Annotated in this window: 10 protein-coding genes; 8 read left to right on the top strand and 2 right to left on the bottom strand. The window is 65.7% G+C overall.

Annotated features, from left to right (window positions below; translation table 11 throughout):
- Positions 1-276 precede the first annotated feature (276 nt).
- The 7 genes from rpoB to tuf all read left to right on the top strand — a co-directional run bounded on the left by rpoB (position 277) and on the right by tuf (position 13341).
- Positions 277-3765, top strand: coding sequence for a DNA-directed RNA polymerase subunit beta (gene rpoB, locus ACOAMO_RS09360; RefSeq protein ID WP_420174530.1), 3489 nt, complete (start codon positions 277-279; stop codon positions 3763-3765).
- 112 nt (positions 3766-3877) lie between these two features.
- Entirely contained in the window at positions 3878-7759 is a 3882-nt protein-coding gene (locus ACOAMO_RS09365; protein WP_420177005.1) for a DNA-directed RNA polymerase subunit beta', read from the top strand.
- Positions 7760-7931: 172 nt separating this feature from the next.
- Entirely contained in the window at positions 7932-8597 is a 666-nt protein-coding gene (locus ACOAMO_RS09370; RefSeq protein ID WP_420174531.1) for an MOSC domain-containing protein, read from the top strand.
- 254 nt (positions 8598-8851) lie between these two features.
- Complete coding sequence (gene rpsL, locus ACOAMO_RS09375) at positions 8852-9223, top strand: 30S ribosomal protein S12 (RefSeq protein WP_420174532.1); 372 nt, start codon at positions 8852-8854, stop codon at positions 9221-9223.
- The gene (gene rpsG, locus ACOAMO_RS09380) at positions 9223-9693 is read left to right on the top strand and encodes a 30S ribosomal protein S7 (RefSeq protein ID WP_420174533.1); all 471 of its coding nucleotides are present in this window, start codon (positions 9223-9225) and stop codon (positions 9691-9693) included. Before rpsL ends, rpsG begins: the two co-directional genes overlap by 1 nt.
- Before the next feature lie 125 nt (positions 9694-9818).
- The gene (gene fusA, locus ACOAMO_RS09385) at positions 9819-11918 is read left to right on the top strand and encodes an elongation factor G (RefSeq protein WP_420174534.1); all 2100 of its coding nucleotides are present in this window, start codon (positions 9819-9821) and stop codon (positions 11916-11918) included.
- Between the two features lie 229 nt (positions 11919-12147).
- On the top strand, positions 12148-13341 hold the full coding sequence (tuf, locus tag ACOAMO_RS09390; protein ID WP_420174535.1) for an elongation factor Tu: 1194 nt from the start codon (positions 12148-12150) through the stop codon (positions 13339-13341).
- 204 nt (positions 13342-13545) lie between these two features.
- On the opposite strand, the gene ACOAMO_RS09395 is transcribed toward tuf, so the two are convergent.
- Positions 13546-14118, bottom strand: a complete 573-nt coding sequence (locus ACOAMO_RS09395) for a LysM peptidoglycan-binding domain-containing protein (protein WP_420174536.1) — start codon at positions 14116-14118, stop codon at positions 13546-13548.
- Between the two features lie 161 nt (positions 14119-14279).
- Positions 14280-16547, bottom strand: coding sequence for a malto-oligosyltrehalose synthase (treY, locus tag ACOAMO_RS09400; protein WP_420174537.1), 2268 nt, complete (start codon positions 16545-16547; stop codon positions 14280-14282).
- 127 nt (positions 16548-16674) lie between these two features.
- Here treY and ACOAMO_RS09405 point away from each other — a divergent pair, with 127 nt between their 5' ends.
- Complete coding sequence (locus ACOAMO_RS09405; RefSeq protein ID WP_420174538.1) at positions 16675-17166, top strand: DUF4112 domain-containing protein; 492 nt, start codon at positions 16675-16677, stop codon at positions 17164-17166.
- Positions 17167-17213: the final 47 nt, after the last annotated feature.

Here is a 17213-nt window from a genome sequence, read left to right on the forward strand (position 1 = left end):
CCGCCCCGGTTCTGTCATGTCCCGGCACGGGGGAGGGGGTCCTTTGCGTGCACGCTGCGGACCGGTACAGTGGGGGCCACTCGGGCAGGTCCGAATCGCAAGGATGCGATCGGGGCGTTGGTGGAGCCGGAGCACTGCTGTGTGCCGATGTTGATTTCTCGGTGACGATCCCGTAATGTGTCATTTTGCCCCATCGCCAAACTGTCGACCCGTGACTTGACTCGGGTCGTTCTGCATGCAAAGAACCCTTTCCGAGTTCTTGGAAGGACCAATATCTTGGCCGCCTCGCGCACTGCGTCGAAGAACACGAATGTCGTCTCCACCAGCGGACGAATCTCCTTCGCGAAGATCCATGAACCACTCGAAGTCCCGAACCTCCTCGATCTCCAGACGAAGTCCTTCGACTGGCTGATCGGCAACGAGGCCTGGCAGGCAACCGTCGAGGAGGCCCTCGAAGCGGGGCGTACCGACGTCAGCACCAAGTCCGGCCTGGAGGAGATCTTCGAGGAGATCTCCCCGATCGAGGACTTCTCCGAGACGATGTCGCTCAGCTTCCGCGACCACCGTTTCGAGAGCCCCAAGTACTCCGTCGAGGAGTGCAAGGACCGCGACGTGACCTACGCCGCCCCGCTGTTCGTGACCGCCGAGTTCATGAACAACGACACCGGCGAGATCAAGAGCCAGACCGTCTTCATCGGCGACTTCCCGCTGATGACCGACAAGGGCACCTTCATCATCAACGGCACCGAGCGCGTCGTCGTCTCGCAGCTGGTCCGTTCCCCGGGCGTCTACTTCGAGCAGACCCCCGACAAGACCTCCGACAAGGACATCTTCACGGCGAAGATCATCCCCTCGCGAGGCGCATGGCTCGAGTTCGAGGTGGACAAGCGTGACCTGGTGGGGGTCCGTCTTGACCGCAAGCGCAAGCAGAACGTCACGGTGCTGCTCAAGGCCCTCGGCTGGAGCGAGGAGCGCATCCTCGAGGAGTTCAGCGAGTACGAGAGCATTCGCCAGACCCTGGAGAAGGACAGTGTCTCCACGCAGGACGAGGCCCTGCTGGACATCTACCGCAAGCTGCGTCCCGGCGAGCCGCCGGCCCGTGACGCCGCCGAGGCGCTGCTGAAGAACTACTACTTCAACCCCAAGCGCTACGACCTGGCCAAGGTCGGTCGCTACAAGATCAACAAGAAGCTGGGCCTCGAGCTGCCCTTCGACCAGCAGGTGCTGACCATCGACGACATCGTCGCGGCCATCCACTATGTCTGTGCGCTGCACGAGGGCAAGACCGAGCTGGATCGCGATGGCGCCCAGATCATCATCGAAGAGGACGACATCGACCACTTCGGCAACCGTCGTCTGCGCACCGTGGGCGAGCTGATCCAGAACCAGCTGCGCACCGGTCTGGGCCGCATGGAGCGCGTCGTGCGTGACCGCATGACCACCCAGGACATCGAGGCCATCACGCCTCAGACCCTGATCAACATCCGCCCGGTCACCGCTGCGCTGAAGGAGTTCTTCGGAACCTCGCAGCTGTCGCAGTTCATGGACCAGAACAACCCGCTCGCCGGCCTGACGCACAAGCGTCGCCTGTCCGCGCTGGGCCCGGGTGGTCTGTCCCGTGACCGCGCCGGCATGGAGGTCCGTGACGTCCACCCGTCGCACTACGGCCGCATGTGCCCCATCGAGACCCCCGAAGGCCCCAACATCGGCCTGATCGGCTCGCTGGCCTCCTTCGCCCGGGTGAATGCCTTCGGCTTCATCGAGACCCCCTACCGCAAGGTGGAGAACGGTGTGGTCACCGACCAGATCGACTACCTCACTGCGGATGAGGAGGACCGCTACGTCATCGCCCAGGCCAATGCCGAGATCGGTGACGACGGCAAGTTCGTCGAGGAGCGCATCCTGGTGCGCATCAAGCACGGCGACGTCGACACCGTCCCGCGCGACGACGTGGAGTACATGGACGTCTCGCCGCGCCAGATGGTCTCGGTCGCCACGGCCCTGATCCCCTTCCTGGAGCACGACGACGCCTCCCGTGCCCTGATGGGCGCCAACATGCAGCGCCAGGCCGTTCCGTTGCTGCGCAACGAGGCTCCCTTCGTGGGCACCGGCATGGAGTACCGCTCGGCCATCGACGTCGGTGACGTCACCGTGGCCAGCAAGCCCGGTGTGGTCATGAGCGTCACCGCCGACCTGGTCGACGTGGCCTGCGACGACGGCACCTATCAGACCTACCAGCTGCAGAAGTTCAAGCGCTCCAATGCCGGTACCTGCATCAACCAGCGCCCGCTGGTCACCCAGGGACAGCGCGTCGAGGTCGGCACCCCGCTGGCCGACGGCCCCTGCACCGATGGTGGCGAGATGGCCCTGGGCAAGAACCTGCTGGTGGCCTTCATGAGCTGGGAGGGCCACAACTACGAGGACGCGATCATCCTGTCGCAGCGCCTCGTGCAGGACGACGTCCTCACCTCGATCCACATCGAGGAGCACGAGGTCGACGCCCGCGACACCAAGCTGGGCCCGGAGGAGATCACCCGGGACATCCCGAATGTCTCCGAGGAGATGCTGGCCAACCTCGACGAGCGCGGCATCATCCGCATCGGTGCCGAGGTCGGTACCGGCGACATCCTGGTGGGCAAGGTCACCCCGAAGGGTGAGACCGAGCTGACTCCCGAGGAGCGCCTGCTGCGCGCCATCTTCGGTGAGAAGGCCCGTGAGGTGCGCGACACCTCGATGAAGGTGCCCCACGGCGAGACCGGTGTGGTCATCGGCGTGCGCGTCTTCGACCGCGAGGAGGGCGACGAGCTTCCCCCCGGCGTGAACCAGCTGGTTCGTGTCTACGTGGCCCAGAAGCGCAAGATCCAGAATGGTGACAAGCTCGCCGGCCGTCACGGCAACAAGGGCGTCATCTCGAAGATCCTGCCGGTGGAGGACATGCCCTTCCTGGAGGACGGCACCCCCGTCGACATCGTGCTGAACCCGATGGGTGTTCCGTCGCGAATGAACGTCGGCCAGGTGCTGGAGAACCACTTGGGCTGGATTGCCAAGACCGGTTGGGACCTGTCCGAGGCAGAAGGGGAGTGGGCCGATCGCATGCGCGAGGTGGGCCTGTCCCATGTCGAGGGCAATGCACGCCTGGCCACCCCGGTCTTCGACGGTGCCAACGAGGACGAGATCTCCGGCCTGCTGGAGCACGGCATCCCGACCCGCGACGGCGACCACCTGGTGGACCGCGACGGCAAGGCGCGGCTCTTCGACGGCCGTTCCGGCGAGCCGTACCCGGAGAAGGTCGGCGTGGGCTACATGTACATGCTCAAGCTGCACCACCTGGTGGACGACAAGATCCACGCCCGTTCCACTGGCCCGTACTCGATGATCACCCAGCAGCCGCTGGGCGGCAAGGCGCAGTTCGGTGGCCAGCGCTTCGGTGAGATGGAGGTGTGGGCCATGGAGGCGTACGGCGCCGCCTGGGCCCTGCAGGAGCTGCTGACCATCAAGTCGGATGACGTTCCCGGCCGCGTGAAGGTCTACGAGGCCATCGTCAAGGGCGAGAACATCCCCGAACCCGGCATCCCGGAGTCGTTCAAGGTTCTGGTCAAGGAGATGAAGTCGCTGTGCCTGAACGTGGAGGTCCTCTCCAGCGACGGCACCGTGGTGGAGCTTCGCGACAGCGAGGACGACTTCCGTTCCGCCGAGGAATTCGGCATCGACCTCTCCCGTCGTCCCGGCGCGGACAGCTCGTTCGCTGCCGTTGACGAAGTCTGAGTTCCAACTCAGTCCCTGAACGGGGACCCGGGCGGCAGACCCGGGCCCCGTCACTCGAACTCAGACATCCAAGAAGGCACCTGCCATGTGGGCAGGGGAAAGTGAACCAAACGTGCTGGACGTGAACTTCTACGACGAACTGCGGATTGGCCTGGCCGTTGCCGACCAGATCCGCGAGTGGTCGCACGGCGAGGTCAAGAAGCCGGAAACCATCAACTACCGCACCCTGAAGCCCGAGCGTGACGGCCTCTTCTGCGAGAAGATCTTCGGCCCCACCCGCGACTGGGAGTGCAACTGCGGCAAGTACAAGCGCGTGCGCTTCAAGGGCATCATCTGCGAGCGCTGTGGCGTCGAGGTCACCCGCTCCAATGTGCGTCGTGAGCGCATGGGCCACATCGAGCTGGCCGCTCCCGTGACCCACATCTGGTACTTCAAGGGCGTCCCGTCGCGCCTGGGCTACTTGCTCGACATCGCCCCGAAGGACCTGGAGAAGGTCATCTACTTCGCGGCCTACATGATCACCGCCGTCGACGAGGACGCTCGTCACCGCGACCTGCCCTCCCTGGAGGCCAAGGTCGAGACCGAGCGCAAGCGCATCGAGCAGCGTCGCGACGCCGACATCGAGGCGCGCATGTCCAAGCTGGAGCAGGACATGGAGCAGCTCGAGAGCGAGGGCGCCAAGGCCGACATCAAGAACAAGGTCAAGACCGGTGCAGAGAAGGAGCTCAAGCAGCTGCGCGACCGCAGCCAGCGTGAGCTGGATCGTCTGGACGCGGTGTGGACCCGGTTCAAGAGCCTCAAGGTGCAGGATCTCGAGGGCGACGAGATCCTCTACCGCGAGATGAAGAACCGCTTCGGCAAGTACTTCGAGGGCTACATGGGCGCCGAGGCGATCAAGCGTCGTCTGGCCACCTTCGACCTGCAGGCCGAGGCTGAGAACTTGAAGAACACCATCCAGACCGGCAAGGGCCAGCGCAAGACCCGCGCCCTGAAGCGTCTCAAGGTGGTCTCCGCCTTCCTGGACGGCAAGAACTCGCCGGCCGGCATGGTGCTGGACGCCGTCCCGGTCATCCCGCCGGACCTGCGTCCGATGGTGCAGCTCGACGGTGGTCGCTTTGCCACCTCCGACCTGAACGACCTGTACCGCCGCGTCATCAACCGCAACAACCGCCTGAAGCGTCTGCTGGATCTGGGTGCGCCCGAGATCATCGTGAACAACGAGAAGCGCATGCTGCAGGAGGCCGTCGACTCGCTCTTCGACAACGGTCGTCGTGGTCGCCCGGTGACGGGCCCCGGCAACCGTCCGCTGAAGTCCATCAGCGACATGCTGAAGGGCAAGCAGGGTCGTTTCCGTCAGAACCTGCTGGGCAAGCGCGTCGACTACTCGGGCCGTTCGGTCATCACCGTGGGTCCGCAGCTGAAGCTGCACCAGTGCGGTCTGCCCAAGGCCATGGCGCTGGAGCTCTTCAAGCCCTTCGTGATGAAGCGTCTGGACGACCTCAACTACGCCCAGAACATCAAGAGCGCCAAGCGCATGGTGGAGCGTCAGCGTCCCCAGGTGTGGGATGTCCTCGAAGAGGTCATCAAGGAGCACCCGGTGCTGCTGAACCGTGCACCAACGCTGCACCGTCTGGGCATCCAGGCCTTCGAGCCCCAGCTGATCGAGGGCAAGGCCATCCAGCTGCACCCGCTGGTCTGCACCGCCTTCAACGCCGACTTCGACGGCGACCAGATGGCCGTGCACCTGCCCCTGTCCGCCGAGGCGCAGGCCGAGGCCCGCATCCTGATGCTGTCGACCAACAACATCCTGAAGCCGGCCGACGGCCGTCCCGTCACCCTGCCGACCCAGGACATGATCATCGGCATGTACTTCCTCACGCAGGAGCGCGAGGGAGTGGGCAGCGGCAATGCCTACAGCTCGATCGCCGAGGCCATCATGGCCTTCGACCGCAAGGAGCTGATGGTGGGCTCCAAGATCAAGCTGCGCCTGACCGAGAACTTCGTCGCCCCCGAGGGCGCCGAGGTCCGTGCCGACGGCTCGGTGATCGTCGAGACCACCCTGGGACGCGCCATCTTCAACGAGGCCCTGCCCGTCGACTACCCGTACATCAACGAGACGGTCGGCAAGAAGCAGCTTGGCACCATCGTGAACAACCTGGCGGAGCGCTACTCGAAGGTCGTTGTGGGCCAGGCCCTGGACAACCTGAAGGACCTGGGCTTCTACTGGGCCACCCGTTCCGGCGTGACGGTCTCGATCGGTGACGTGCAGACGCCGCCGAACAAGCCCGAGCTGATTGCCAGCTACGACGCCAAGGCCGCCAAGATCGACAAGCTCTACGAGCGTGGCGCGGTGACCGAGGACGAGCGTCGTCAGGAACTGATCCAGATCTGGACCGACGCGACGGCCGAACTGACCGTGGCGATGGAGAAGAACTTCACCGAGACCAACCCCATCTTCATGATGGTGGCCTCGGGCGCCCGAGGAAACATGACGCAGATGCGTCAGATCGCCGCCATGCGAGGCCTGGTGGCCAACCCCAAGGGCGAGATCATCGCGCGACCGATCAAGTCGAACTTCCGCGAGGGTCTGTCGGTTCTGGAGTACTTCATCTCCACCCACGGTGGTCGAAAGGGCCAGGCCGACACCGCCCTGCGTACCGCCGACTCGGGTTACCTGACCCGTCGTCTGGTGGACGTCAGCCAGGACGTCATCATCCGCGAGGAGGACTGTGGCACCGAGCGTGGCCTGAACAAGCAGATCGCGGAGGCCGACGAGACCGGCACCCTGCGTCAGCTGGGCAATGTGGAGACCGCCGTCTACGCCCGCACCCTGGCCGTCGACGGTGTCGACGCCGAGGGCAAGGTCGTGGTGCCCGCCGGTACCGATCTGGGTGACCTGGAGATCGACGCCCTGGTGGCTGCCGGTGTGACCAGCGTCAAGGTGCGTTCGGTCCTCACCTGTGAGGCCGCCACCGGTACCTGCGCCATGTGCTACGGCCGTTCGCTGGCCACCGGCAAGCTGGTGGACGTGGGCGAGGCCGTCGGCATCGTCGCGGCGCAGTCGATTGGTGAGCCCGGAACCCAGCTGACCATGCGTACCTTCCACACCGGTGGTGTGGCCGGTGACGACATCACCCAGGGTCTGCCCCGAGTGGTCGAGCTCTTCGAGGCCCGCCAGCCCAAGGGCAAGGCCCCGATGGCCGAGGCCGCCGGACGCGTCACCATCGAGGAAGGCGACCGTTCGCGCAAGATCATCATCAAGCGCGACGACGGCCAGGAAGACCTCGAGTACCCGGTGCCGCGTCGTGCCCGCCTCGACTTCGAGGTGGACGGTGTCAAGTACTCGCTGCAGGACGGCGACCACGTGGAGGCGGGTCAGCAGCTGACCGCCGGCACGATGGATCCGCAGGACGTGCTGCGCGTGCGCGGCGTGCGCAAGGTGCAGGAGCACCTGGTGGACGAGGTCCAGAAGGTGTACGGCACCCAGGGCGCCCCGATCCATGACAAGCACATCGAGATCATCATTCGCCAGATGCTGCGCCGCGTGACGGTGATCGACTCCGGCGACACGATGATGATGCCGGGTGAGCTGGTGGACCGTCCCACCTACGAGGCCGAGAACCGCAAGGCCTTGGCCGAGGGTGGCAAGCCCGCCGAGGGTCGTCCGGTGCTGATGGGCATCACGAAGGCCTCGCTGGCAACCGAGTCGTGGCTGTCGGCGGCCTCCTTCCAGGAGACCACCAAGGTGCTGACCGATGCCGCCATCCACGGCAAGTCGGACTCGCTGCGTGGTCTGAAGGAGAACGTGATCCTGGGCAAGCTGATCCCGGCCGGTACCGGTCTGGAGCGCTACCGCAACATCCGTGTGGAGCCCACCGCAGAGGCGAAGGCCACCGCCTTCACCATGAGCTACGACCCGTTCGACTACGACTTCGGCACGGGCACGGGCGCGGCGGTTCCGCTGGAGGATCTCGACTTCGGCGACATGCGCTGATCCTCATCTGATCCCTGAGCCGGGGTGCGTCCACCAGGACGCACCCCGGCTCTTGCGTTTCGGCCGGTTGCCCGTACGCAAACAGAGAGCTGACAGGTGCTCACTGCCGTGGTGGCAACCAAGGGCGGTGAGCTCGCTGTTTGCGGACGGCACGTGTGGCTAACATGGCCCGATGCGCATCCTCTCCACCAACATCGGCGCTCCGCGGCAGGACATTGCTGGCTACCGACGTCCCACCGGACACGACAAGCGCCCCGTGGCGGCCATCACGGTCAGTGATCCCGGGCCGCGCAGCCCCGACGCTCCGCGCGCCTCGGGGGTGGAGGGTGACTTCGTGGGGGACCGCAAACACCACGGTGGCACCCACAAGGCGGTCTATGCCGTCGGCCGCGAAGACCTCGACCTGTGGGGAGAGCGGCTGGGGCGCCAGCTGCACGACGGCTGGATGGGCGAGAACCTCACCACCCAGGGCTGGGACCTCAACGCCTCGATCGTGGGGGAGCGCTGGCGTATCGGCGAGGCGGTGTTGCAGGTGAGCGTTCCCAGGATCCCGTGCCGAACCTTCCAGGTGGTCGCGGAGCGTCCCGGTTGGATCAAGGAGTTCATCGCCGGTGGGGGAGCCGGCACCTACCTGCGGGTGCTGCGCCCGGGCACGATCCGCCCCGGCGATGCGGTGGAGGTCTTCGACGTACCGAGCCACGGTGTGACCATCCGGCAGTTCTTCCAGGCCCGCACCAGCCACCCGGAGCTGGCCGAGCACGTGCTCAGCGCGGGTGGTCACCTCGACGAGGCCGATCGGGAGAAGCTGCAATCGCGTCTGACGACGATTCTGGGCTGAGCCCGCGGCGCCCCACGTTTTGACCCATGAGGCAGCGTCGAGTAGATTTGCTACCTGTGCTCGATGAAATCGGGCCTCTGTGCGTGCCCTGGCAGTGGGGTCACCCTCCTAAACGTTGCGAGGTGGGTGGCAACGGTGCGGAGCTTCGCACTGCAGACAACTGCACCAGCTGGGGATAACGGTGGTCCACAACTGTTGTGCGGAAGCTGCAAGCCAGGGTTAGACCATCCAGACAACGAAAGAGATACCAGCCGGTGCCTACAATCCAGCAGCTGGTCCGCAAGGGCCGCACTGACAAGGTCAGCAAGAACAGTACGCCTGCGCTCAAGGGTTCGCCCCAGCGCCGTGGCGTGTGCACTCGCGTGTACACCACCACCCCGAAGAAGCCGAACTCGGCCCTCCGCAAGGTGGCTCGTGTCCGCCTCTCGTCCGGGATCGAGGTGACTGCCTACATTCCCGGTGTTGGCCACAACCTGCAGGAACACTCCATGGTGCTGGTCCGCGGCGGTCGTGTGAAGGACCTGCCCGGTGTTCGCTACAAGATCGTTCGTGGCTCGCTCGACACCCAGGGTGTCAAGGGTCGCAAGCAGGCTCGCAGCCGCTACGGCGCGAAGAAGGAGAAGTAATGCCTCGCAAGGGACCGGCGCCCAAGCGCCCTGTCATCGCCGATCCGGTCTACGGTTCGCCCCTGGTGACGCAGCTCGTCAGCAAGATCCTGGTTGACGGCAAGAAGACCACTGCCCAGGACATCGTCTACACGGCCCTCGAGGGAACCCGCGAGAAGACCGGTGTGGATCCCGTCCAGACCCTGAAGCGCGCGCTTGACAACATCAAGCCCTCGCTCGAGGTGAAGAGCCGCCGCGTTGGTGGCGCCACCTACCAGGTGCCGATCGAGGTCAAGCCGGCTCGCGCCACCACGCTGAGCATGCGCTGGCTGGTCACCTACTCGCGCGCCCGTCGCGAGAAGACGATGGCCGAGCGCCTGATGAACGAGATCCTGGACGCCTCGAACGGTCTGGGTGCTTCGGTCAAGAAGCGCGAGGACACGCACAAGATGGCCGAGGCCAACAAGGCATTCGCCCACTACCGCTGGTGATTCGTTGCCCCAACGTCGGAGACGGCGTTGGGGCGTCATCACGTCCGGGACGGGTTAGAATCCTGTCCCGGACGTGATCTGTCCAAACTGTCAAAACCCATTCAAAGATTTGAGGTTGAAGCCCTGTGGCCATCGACTTGAAGACTGACCTGGCCAAGGTCCGCAACATCGGCATCATGGCCCACATCGACGCCGGCAAGACCACCACGACCGAGCGCATCCTGTTCTACACCGGTATCAACCACAAGATCGGTGAGACCCACGACGGTACCGCCACCATGGACTGGATGGAGCAGGAGCAGGAGCGTGGCATCACGATCACCTCCGCCGCCACCACCTGCTTCTGGCACGACACCCAGATCAACATCATCGACACCCCCGGCCACGTGGACTTCACCGTCGAGGTGGAGCGCTCGCTGCGCGTGCTCGATGGTGCCGTCGCCGTCTTCGACGGTGTGGCCGGCGTGGAGCCGCAGAGCCAGACCGTGTGGCGCCAGGCCACCAAGTACGGTGTGCCCCGCATCTGCTACATCAACAAGCTCGACCGCACCGGTGCGAACTTCGACCACTGCATCAAGACCATCCGTGAGCGCCTGAACGCCACCCCGGCCATCATCCAGCTGCCGATCGGTGCCGAGTCGGACTTCATGGGCGTCGTCGACCTGGTCGAGATGAACGCCAAGACCTACCGCGGCGAGACCGGCATGGGCGAGATGTACGAGGTCGAGGAGATCCCGGCCGACATGCTGGAGCAGGCCAAGGCCGCTCGCGCCGAGCTGCTGGAGGTCGTGGCCGAGGCCGACGACGACCTGATGATGATGTTCCTCGAGGGCGAGGAGCCCTCGGTGGAGCAGCTGAAGGCTGGCATCCGCAAGGGCGTCCTGGCCAACCAGTTCAACGCCGTCGTCTGCGGCACCTCCTTCAAGAACAAGGGTGTGCAGCCGCTGCTCGACGCCATCGTCGACTACCTGCCCTCGCCCCTGGACGTTCCGGCCATCGAGGGCTTCAAGCCCGGCGACGAGAGCGCCGTGCTGGAGCGCCACCCCAACACCGAGGATCCGCTGTCGATCCTGGCCTTCAAGGTCGCCGCCGATCCGCACCTGGGCAAGCTGACCTTCGTGCGCATCTACTCGGGTGTCCTGCAGGCCGGCACGCAGGTGCTCAATGCCACCAAGGGCAAGAAGGAGCGCATCGGCAAGATCTACCAGATGCACGCCAACAAGCGTGAGGAGATCGACGCGATCGGCGCCGGCATGATCGTCGCCGTGATGGGCCTCAAGGACACCACCACCGGTGAGACCCTGTGCGATCCGGCCAACCCGATCATCCTGGAGTCGATGGAGTTCCCGGCCCCGGTGATCGAGCAGGCCATCGAGCCGAAGACGAAGTCCGACCAGGAGAAGCTGGGTGTCGCCATCCAGCGTCTGGCCGAGGAGGACCCCACCTTCCGCGTCCACACCGACGAGGAGACCGGCCAGACCATCATCGCCGGCATGGGCGAGCTGCACCTCGAGGTGCTGATCGACCGCATGAAGCGTGAGTTCAAGGTCGAGGCCAACATCGGCAAGCCGCAGGTGGCCTACCGCGAGACCCTGCGCCGCAAGGTGGAGAAGGTCGACTACACCCACAAGAAGCAGTCGGGTGGTTCGGGCCAGTACGCCAAGGTGATCGTCGACCTGGAGCCGCTGGAGCCGGGTTCGGGGTACGAGTTCGTCAATGCCGTCACCGGTGGCCGCATCCCCAAGGAGTACATCCCCTCGGTGGACGCCGGCATCAAGGAGGCCATGCAGTTCGGTGTGCTCGCCGGTTACCCGGTGGAGGACATCCGCGTGACCCTCACCGATGGCGCCTACCACGACGTCGACTCCTCGGAGATGGCCTTCAAGCTGGCCGGTTCGATGGTCTTCAAGGAGGCCGCTCGCAAGGCCGACCCGGCCATCCTCGAGCCGCTGATGGCCGTCGAGGTGACCACCCCGGAGGACTACCTGGGCACCGTCATCGGTGACCTGAACTCGCGCCGTGGCGCCGTCCAGAGCATGGACGAACTGCACGGCAACCGCGTGGTCCGCGCCCTGGTTCCGCTGAGCGAGATGTTCGGCTACGTGGGCGACCTGCGTTCCAAGACCTCGGGCCAGGCCTCGTACTCGATGGAGTTCCACTCCTACGGCGAGACCCCGAAGAATGTCGCCGACGAGATCGTGGCCAAGGCCAACGGCGGCGAGTGACAAAGCTGTTCCGGGTGGGGCCGAGGAAGTTTTCTCGGCCCCACCCGGGCTGGCACCGGCAACGAGTTTGACTCTGAGCCATTGGTGCACAAAACTTGGACGGTAGCCTTGCCCACCGTTTGGTGAGCAAGCTCGGCAAGTATGAAGACCTCGGTGCGGGACAACCCCGGGCCGGTTAAACACCAGTACGCCCCGCGGAGAGCGTGGCGGCAATCCAGAAGGAGCCCAAGTGGCAAAGGCCAAGTTCGAGCGGACTAAGCCGCACTGCAACATCGGCACCATCGGACACATCGACCACGGCAAGACCACGCTCACCGCGGCGATCTCGAAGGTGCTCCACGACCAGTACCCGGAGCTGAACGAGGCTTCGCCTTTCGACATGATCGACAAGGCCCCGGAGGAGCGTCAGCGCGGTATCACCATCTCGATCTCGCACATCGAGTACCAGACCGACAAGCGTCACTACGCTCACGTTGACTGCCCCGGCCACGCCGACTACGTCAAGAACATGATCACCGGTGCCGCTCAGATGGACGGTGCCATCCTCGTGGTCGCCGCCACCGACGGTCCGATGCCGCAGACCCACGAGCACGTGCTGCTCGCCCGTCAGGTTGGCGTGCCGGCCATCGTCGTCGCCCTGAACAAGTGCGACATGGTGGACGACGAGGAGCTCATCGAGCTCGTCGAGATGGAGGTCCGCGAGCTGCTGTCGTCGCAGGACTTCGACGGCGATGACTGCCCCGTGGTCCGTGTCTCCGCCTACCAGGCCCTGCAGGGCGAGGAGAAGTGGGTCAAGAGCGTCCAGGACCTGATGGCCCAGGTGGACGAGTACATCCCGCAGCCCGAGCGCGAGACCGACAAGCCCTTCCTGATGCCCGTTGAGGACGTCTTCACGATCACCGGTCGTGGCACCGTCATCACCGGTCGTATCGAGCGCGGCATCGTCAAGACCGGCGAGACCGTCGACATCGTGGGCATCCGCGAGGAGAAGCAGACCACCACCGTCACCGGTGTTGAGATGTTCCGCAAGATCCTCGACGAGGGCCAGGCTGGCGAGAACGTCGGCCTGCTGCTCCGCGGCACCAAGAAGGAGGACGTGGAGCGCGGCATGTGCGTCATCAAGCCGGGTTCGACCACGCCCCACACCGACTTCGAGGGCAGCGTCTACATCCTGAACAAGGAGGAGGGTGGCCGTCACAAGCCGTTCTTCTCGAACTACTCGCCCCAGTTCTACTTCCGTACCACGGACGTGACCGGAGTCGTTCAGCTGCCCGAGGGCACCGAGATGGTCATGCCCGGTGACAACACCGACATGACCGTTCACCTGAACAAGCCCGTCGCCATGGAGGACGGCCTGAAGTTCGCCATCCGCGAGGGTGGTCGTACCGTCGGCGCCGGCCGCGTGACCAAGATCATCAAGTGACCCTGTCACCCACGATCTGAATCACGGCGAGAAGCCTGATCAAAAGCAGGGCCCCGATCCGCAAGGATCGGGGCCCTGCTTGATGTCGAGGGACTTGATGTTCTGATGAGCGTCGTGAGTTACTTCGTGGGCCAAGACAGAGGGGCCGCGCACCCGGATGGTGCGCGGCCCCTCCGCGTGGCGTTGTTGGTCACAAGACCTGGATCACTCCGGGATCACGAAGACCTGACCGGGGTAGATGAGGTCGGGGTTCTCGATGTTGTTCGCGCGAGCGATGTCCATGTAGTTCACACCGAACTTCGCGCCGATCTCGCTCAGGTTGTCGCCGGGCTTCACGGTGTAGGTGCGCTGCTTGCTGGCGGCTTCCTGCTTGGCCTTCTGGTCGGCCTCGCGCTTGGCGGCGGCCTCCTGCTCGGCCTTCTCCTTGGCCTTCTGCTCGGCTTCGGCCTTGGCGGCGGCTTCCTGCTTGGCCTTCTGGTCGGCCTCGCGCTTGGCGGCGGCCTCCTGCTCGGCCTTCTCCTTGGCCTTCTGCTCGGCTTCGGCCTTGGCGGCGGCTTCCTGCTTGGCCTTCTGGTCGGCCTCGGCCTTGGCACGGGCCTCGTCCTCGGCCTTCTGCTGGGCGTCGAGCTCTGCCTGGGCCGCAGCGGCGGTGGCCTCATTGCTGGCCTGCTGCTGATCGATGCGAGCCTGGTCGTCAGGCGACACCTCGGGCGCCGGCTGTGCGGCGTCGTCCTTGTTTCCGCTCAGCTTGTCCTTGATGCTGTCGAACAGTCCCATGAGGTCCTTCTTCCTTGGGTACGGGTTGCCCCCACACGGGAGCGTTGACACCACGGTAGCGGCGCGAGCGCTCCTGCGCTGGGCTGCACGAGCGACTTATGCCGGGGGCGGAACACTGCACGGGCTTCGGGGCCCGGTCAGGCACGTTGGGTACGGCAGGCTCAGGCGCGTACCAGCACCGCAACGGGGGAGTGGTCCATCAGCTGGCCGAGTCCAATCCGCCCACCGACGCGCTGCTGGCCGAGCTGTTCGACCCACTCACCGTCCAAATCAATGGTGGTGTCCTGCCAGCCCCCCAGGTTCTGCAGACGGTGCGGCAGTCGCGTGGCGAGGGCCACCAGACCACTGCGCTCGAAGCCCAGCAGATGGCCGGCCGCCAGACCCGAGGCCACGACCGGACGGTAGCCGGTGAACAACTCGGGGCGCTCACGGCGCAGGGTGAGCACGGTGCGAACCAGCTTCTGCTTGTAGGCCGGATCCAGCGGGTCGCTGCTGTCGGTGTCGAGCAGTTGACGCAACTGGTCGAAGTGCACGGCCCGACGGTTGTCGGGATCGACGAGCGAGTCGTCCCAGATCTCGGTGCCCTGGTAGACGTCGGGAATGCCCGGCATCGTCAGCTGGACCAGCTTCTGCGAGAGGCTGTTCCAGTGCCCCAGGGGGGTGAGGACGCGTTGCAGTTCATGCCAGGCCTGCGCCAGGGCCTCATCGTCATAGGCCGCGTCGATCGCCTGGTGCACGGCGGTCTCGAAGCCAGCGTCGGGTTCGATCCAGTTGGTCGCCAGACCGGCCTCGCGCATCGCCTTGACGGCGTAGTCGTGCAGCCGCTGCCGCTCCACCGGTCCGACGCCTGCCAGGGTCTGCGCCAACAGATGGGCAAAGGTGGGTTCGGGGATGCTCGTGCGAGCCTGGAAGACATCCGCGAAGGCCGCCCACTGTTCGGGAAGCTCGGCCAGGGCCGCCAACCGGGCCCGGACGTCCTCACCGCGCTTGGTGTCGTGGGTCGACAGGGCCGTCATGGAGCGCGGCAGCACGAGTTCACGACGTTCCATCGCACGATGGAAGGTGTTCAGGTCGATGCCGAAGCCCTGCGGATGACCGCCCACCTCATTGAGGGCGACGAAACGATTCGCGCGATACCACGCGGTGTCCTCCACGCCCTTGGCCATGACAGCACCGGTGAACTGCTGGAAGCGCAGTGCGGCCTCGTTGCGGCCATCCAGCAGTTGGGCTTCCAGCACGTCCAGCACCGGGCCGAGCTCGGGCAGGTCGTGGCGGGTGTTCCCCAGGGCAGCGGTCAGGGCGCGATCATCCTCGGGCAGGTAGCTGCGGTAGAATTCCATCCGGGCGGCCACTTCCTGCATGGCGCGGGCGGCATCCTCGCGGCTGAGGTCCGCCAGGTCCAGGGCGTCGAGGATGCGACGCATCTCTGCCCCGAACATGGTCTGGGCCATCCATCGCTTGCCCACCAGGATGTGCTGCTCCACGTCGAGCTCGTCCCCGGTGCGCTCCAGGTAGTCCCTGGTGAAGAAGTCCTCCGCGCTGGAGTCGACGAAGACCTGGTTGACCTCGGTCATCGCGTCGTAGCCACTGGTGCCGTCCATCGCCCAGTCGGGCACCGGTTCTGCGTGCTCCAGGATCTTCTCGGCGATCAGCCACTGCTCGGGGCACAGCTCGCGCAGCCGGGCGAAATAGCCCCGGGGATCACGCAGACCATCGGGGTGGTCGATGCGCAGCCCCTCGATGCCGTCCTCCCGGACCATCCGCAGGACCCGCTCGTGCGTCGCGTCGAAGACCGCCGGGTCCTCCACCCTCAACCCGGCCAGGGTGGCGACGGTGAAGAAGCGACGGTGGGTGAGCAGGTCATTGCCCTGCGATCCCGGGATCAGCTCGTAGTGCTGGCGCTGGTGCACCTCACGGGGACTGTCACCGGGCTGGGCCGTTCCTTCGGCCACCGGGAAGCGGTGTTCGTAGAAGCGGAGCTCGCGCAGGTCGTCGCTGAGCTCCAGCCTGTCGAGGTCATCCGGACTGCCCAGCACCGGGACGGTGATCCGGGGTGCGCTCCAGTCGATGTCGAACCAGTCCGCGTAGTCGGAGTCCTGGCCGTGGGCCAGCACACTCCACCAGGCCGGATTCTCCCAGGCCTTGGCGATGCCCAGATGGTTCGGGACGATGTCGACGACGATCCCGAGCCCCTTGCCTCGGGCAGCGCTGACCAGCTCGCGCCAACCGTCCTCGCCACCACGTTGCGGATCGATGGTGGTGGGATCGGTGACGTCGTAACCGTGCCCAGAGCCGGTGGTGGAGGTCAGCACGGGGGAGAGGTAGATCGCCCCCACGCCCAGGGCGTCCAGGTAGTCGACCAGCGCCGCCGCATCCTGCAGCCGGAAGTCGGGGGTGATCTGCAGCCGGTAGGTGGAGGTGGGAGTCATGGTTGAGAGCCTAGTGCCGCATCGGCGTGGGGTCTTCGGGCGCGCACGCATTCAGCTGTTGGCCGAGCGGGACGCCATGGGCGCGAGGCAGCGGGGTGGGTCCCTTCCGTCCGGCTACCGTGGACGGGTGACCCCAGACCAGAGAGCGCAACAGACCCCGGTGGAACAGACGCGGCGTTCGCGCAGCTTGGCGCATGCCCTGGACGACCTGGTGACGATCCCCGGCACCCGGATCACCGTGGGGGCCGACGCGCTCCTGGGGCTGGTCCCGGGCCTCGGCGACGCGGCCACCACCACGATGGCGAGCCTGATCCTGGTGGACGCGGTCCGGGCCCAGGTGCCGCTGCCGGTGCTGGGGCGCATGGTCCTCAACTGTGGGCTGGACGCGACGCTGGGGCAGATCCCGCTCGTCGGAGACCTGGCCGACATCGGTTTCCGCAGCAATCGCAAGAACCTGCGCCTGTTGGAGCGCGCGGTCGCCGACCCGGACCGGGTGCGACGCCACAGCGTCGTCTACCTGGTGGCGGCCACCGCGATGGTGCTGGCGGCCGTGGCCCTGATGGTGGGCGGCACGCTGTTCGCGCTGTGGTGGGTGGCCAAGGGCCTGGGGATCATCTGACCCTCTCGACAAGCTCGGGGATCGCCAATCCGGCGGCCGAGCCTGTC

It is taken from the genome of Luteococcus struthionis (assembly GCF_048595755.1).
In the GTDB taxonomy this organism is placed as follows: domain Bacteria; phylum Actinomycetota; class Actinomycetes; order Propionibacteriales; family Propionibacteriaceae; genus Luteococcus.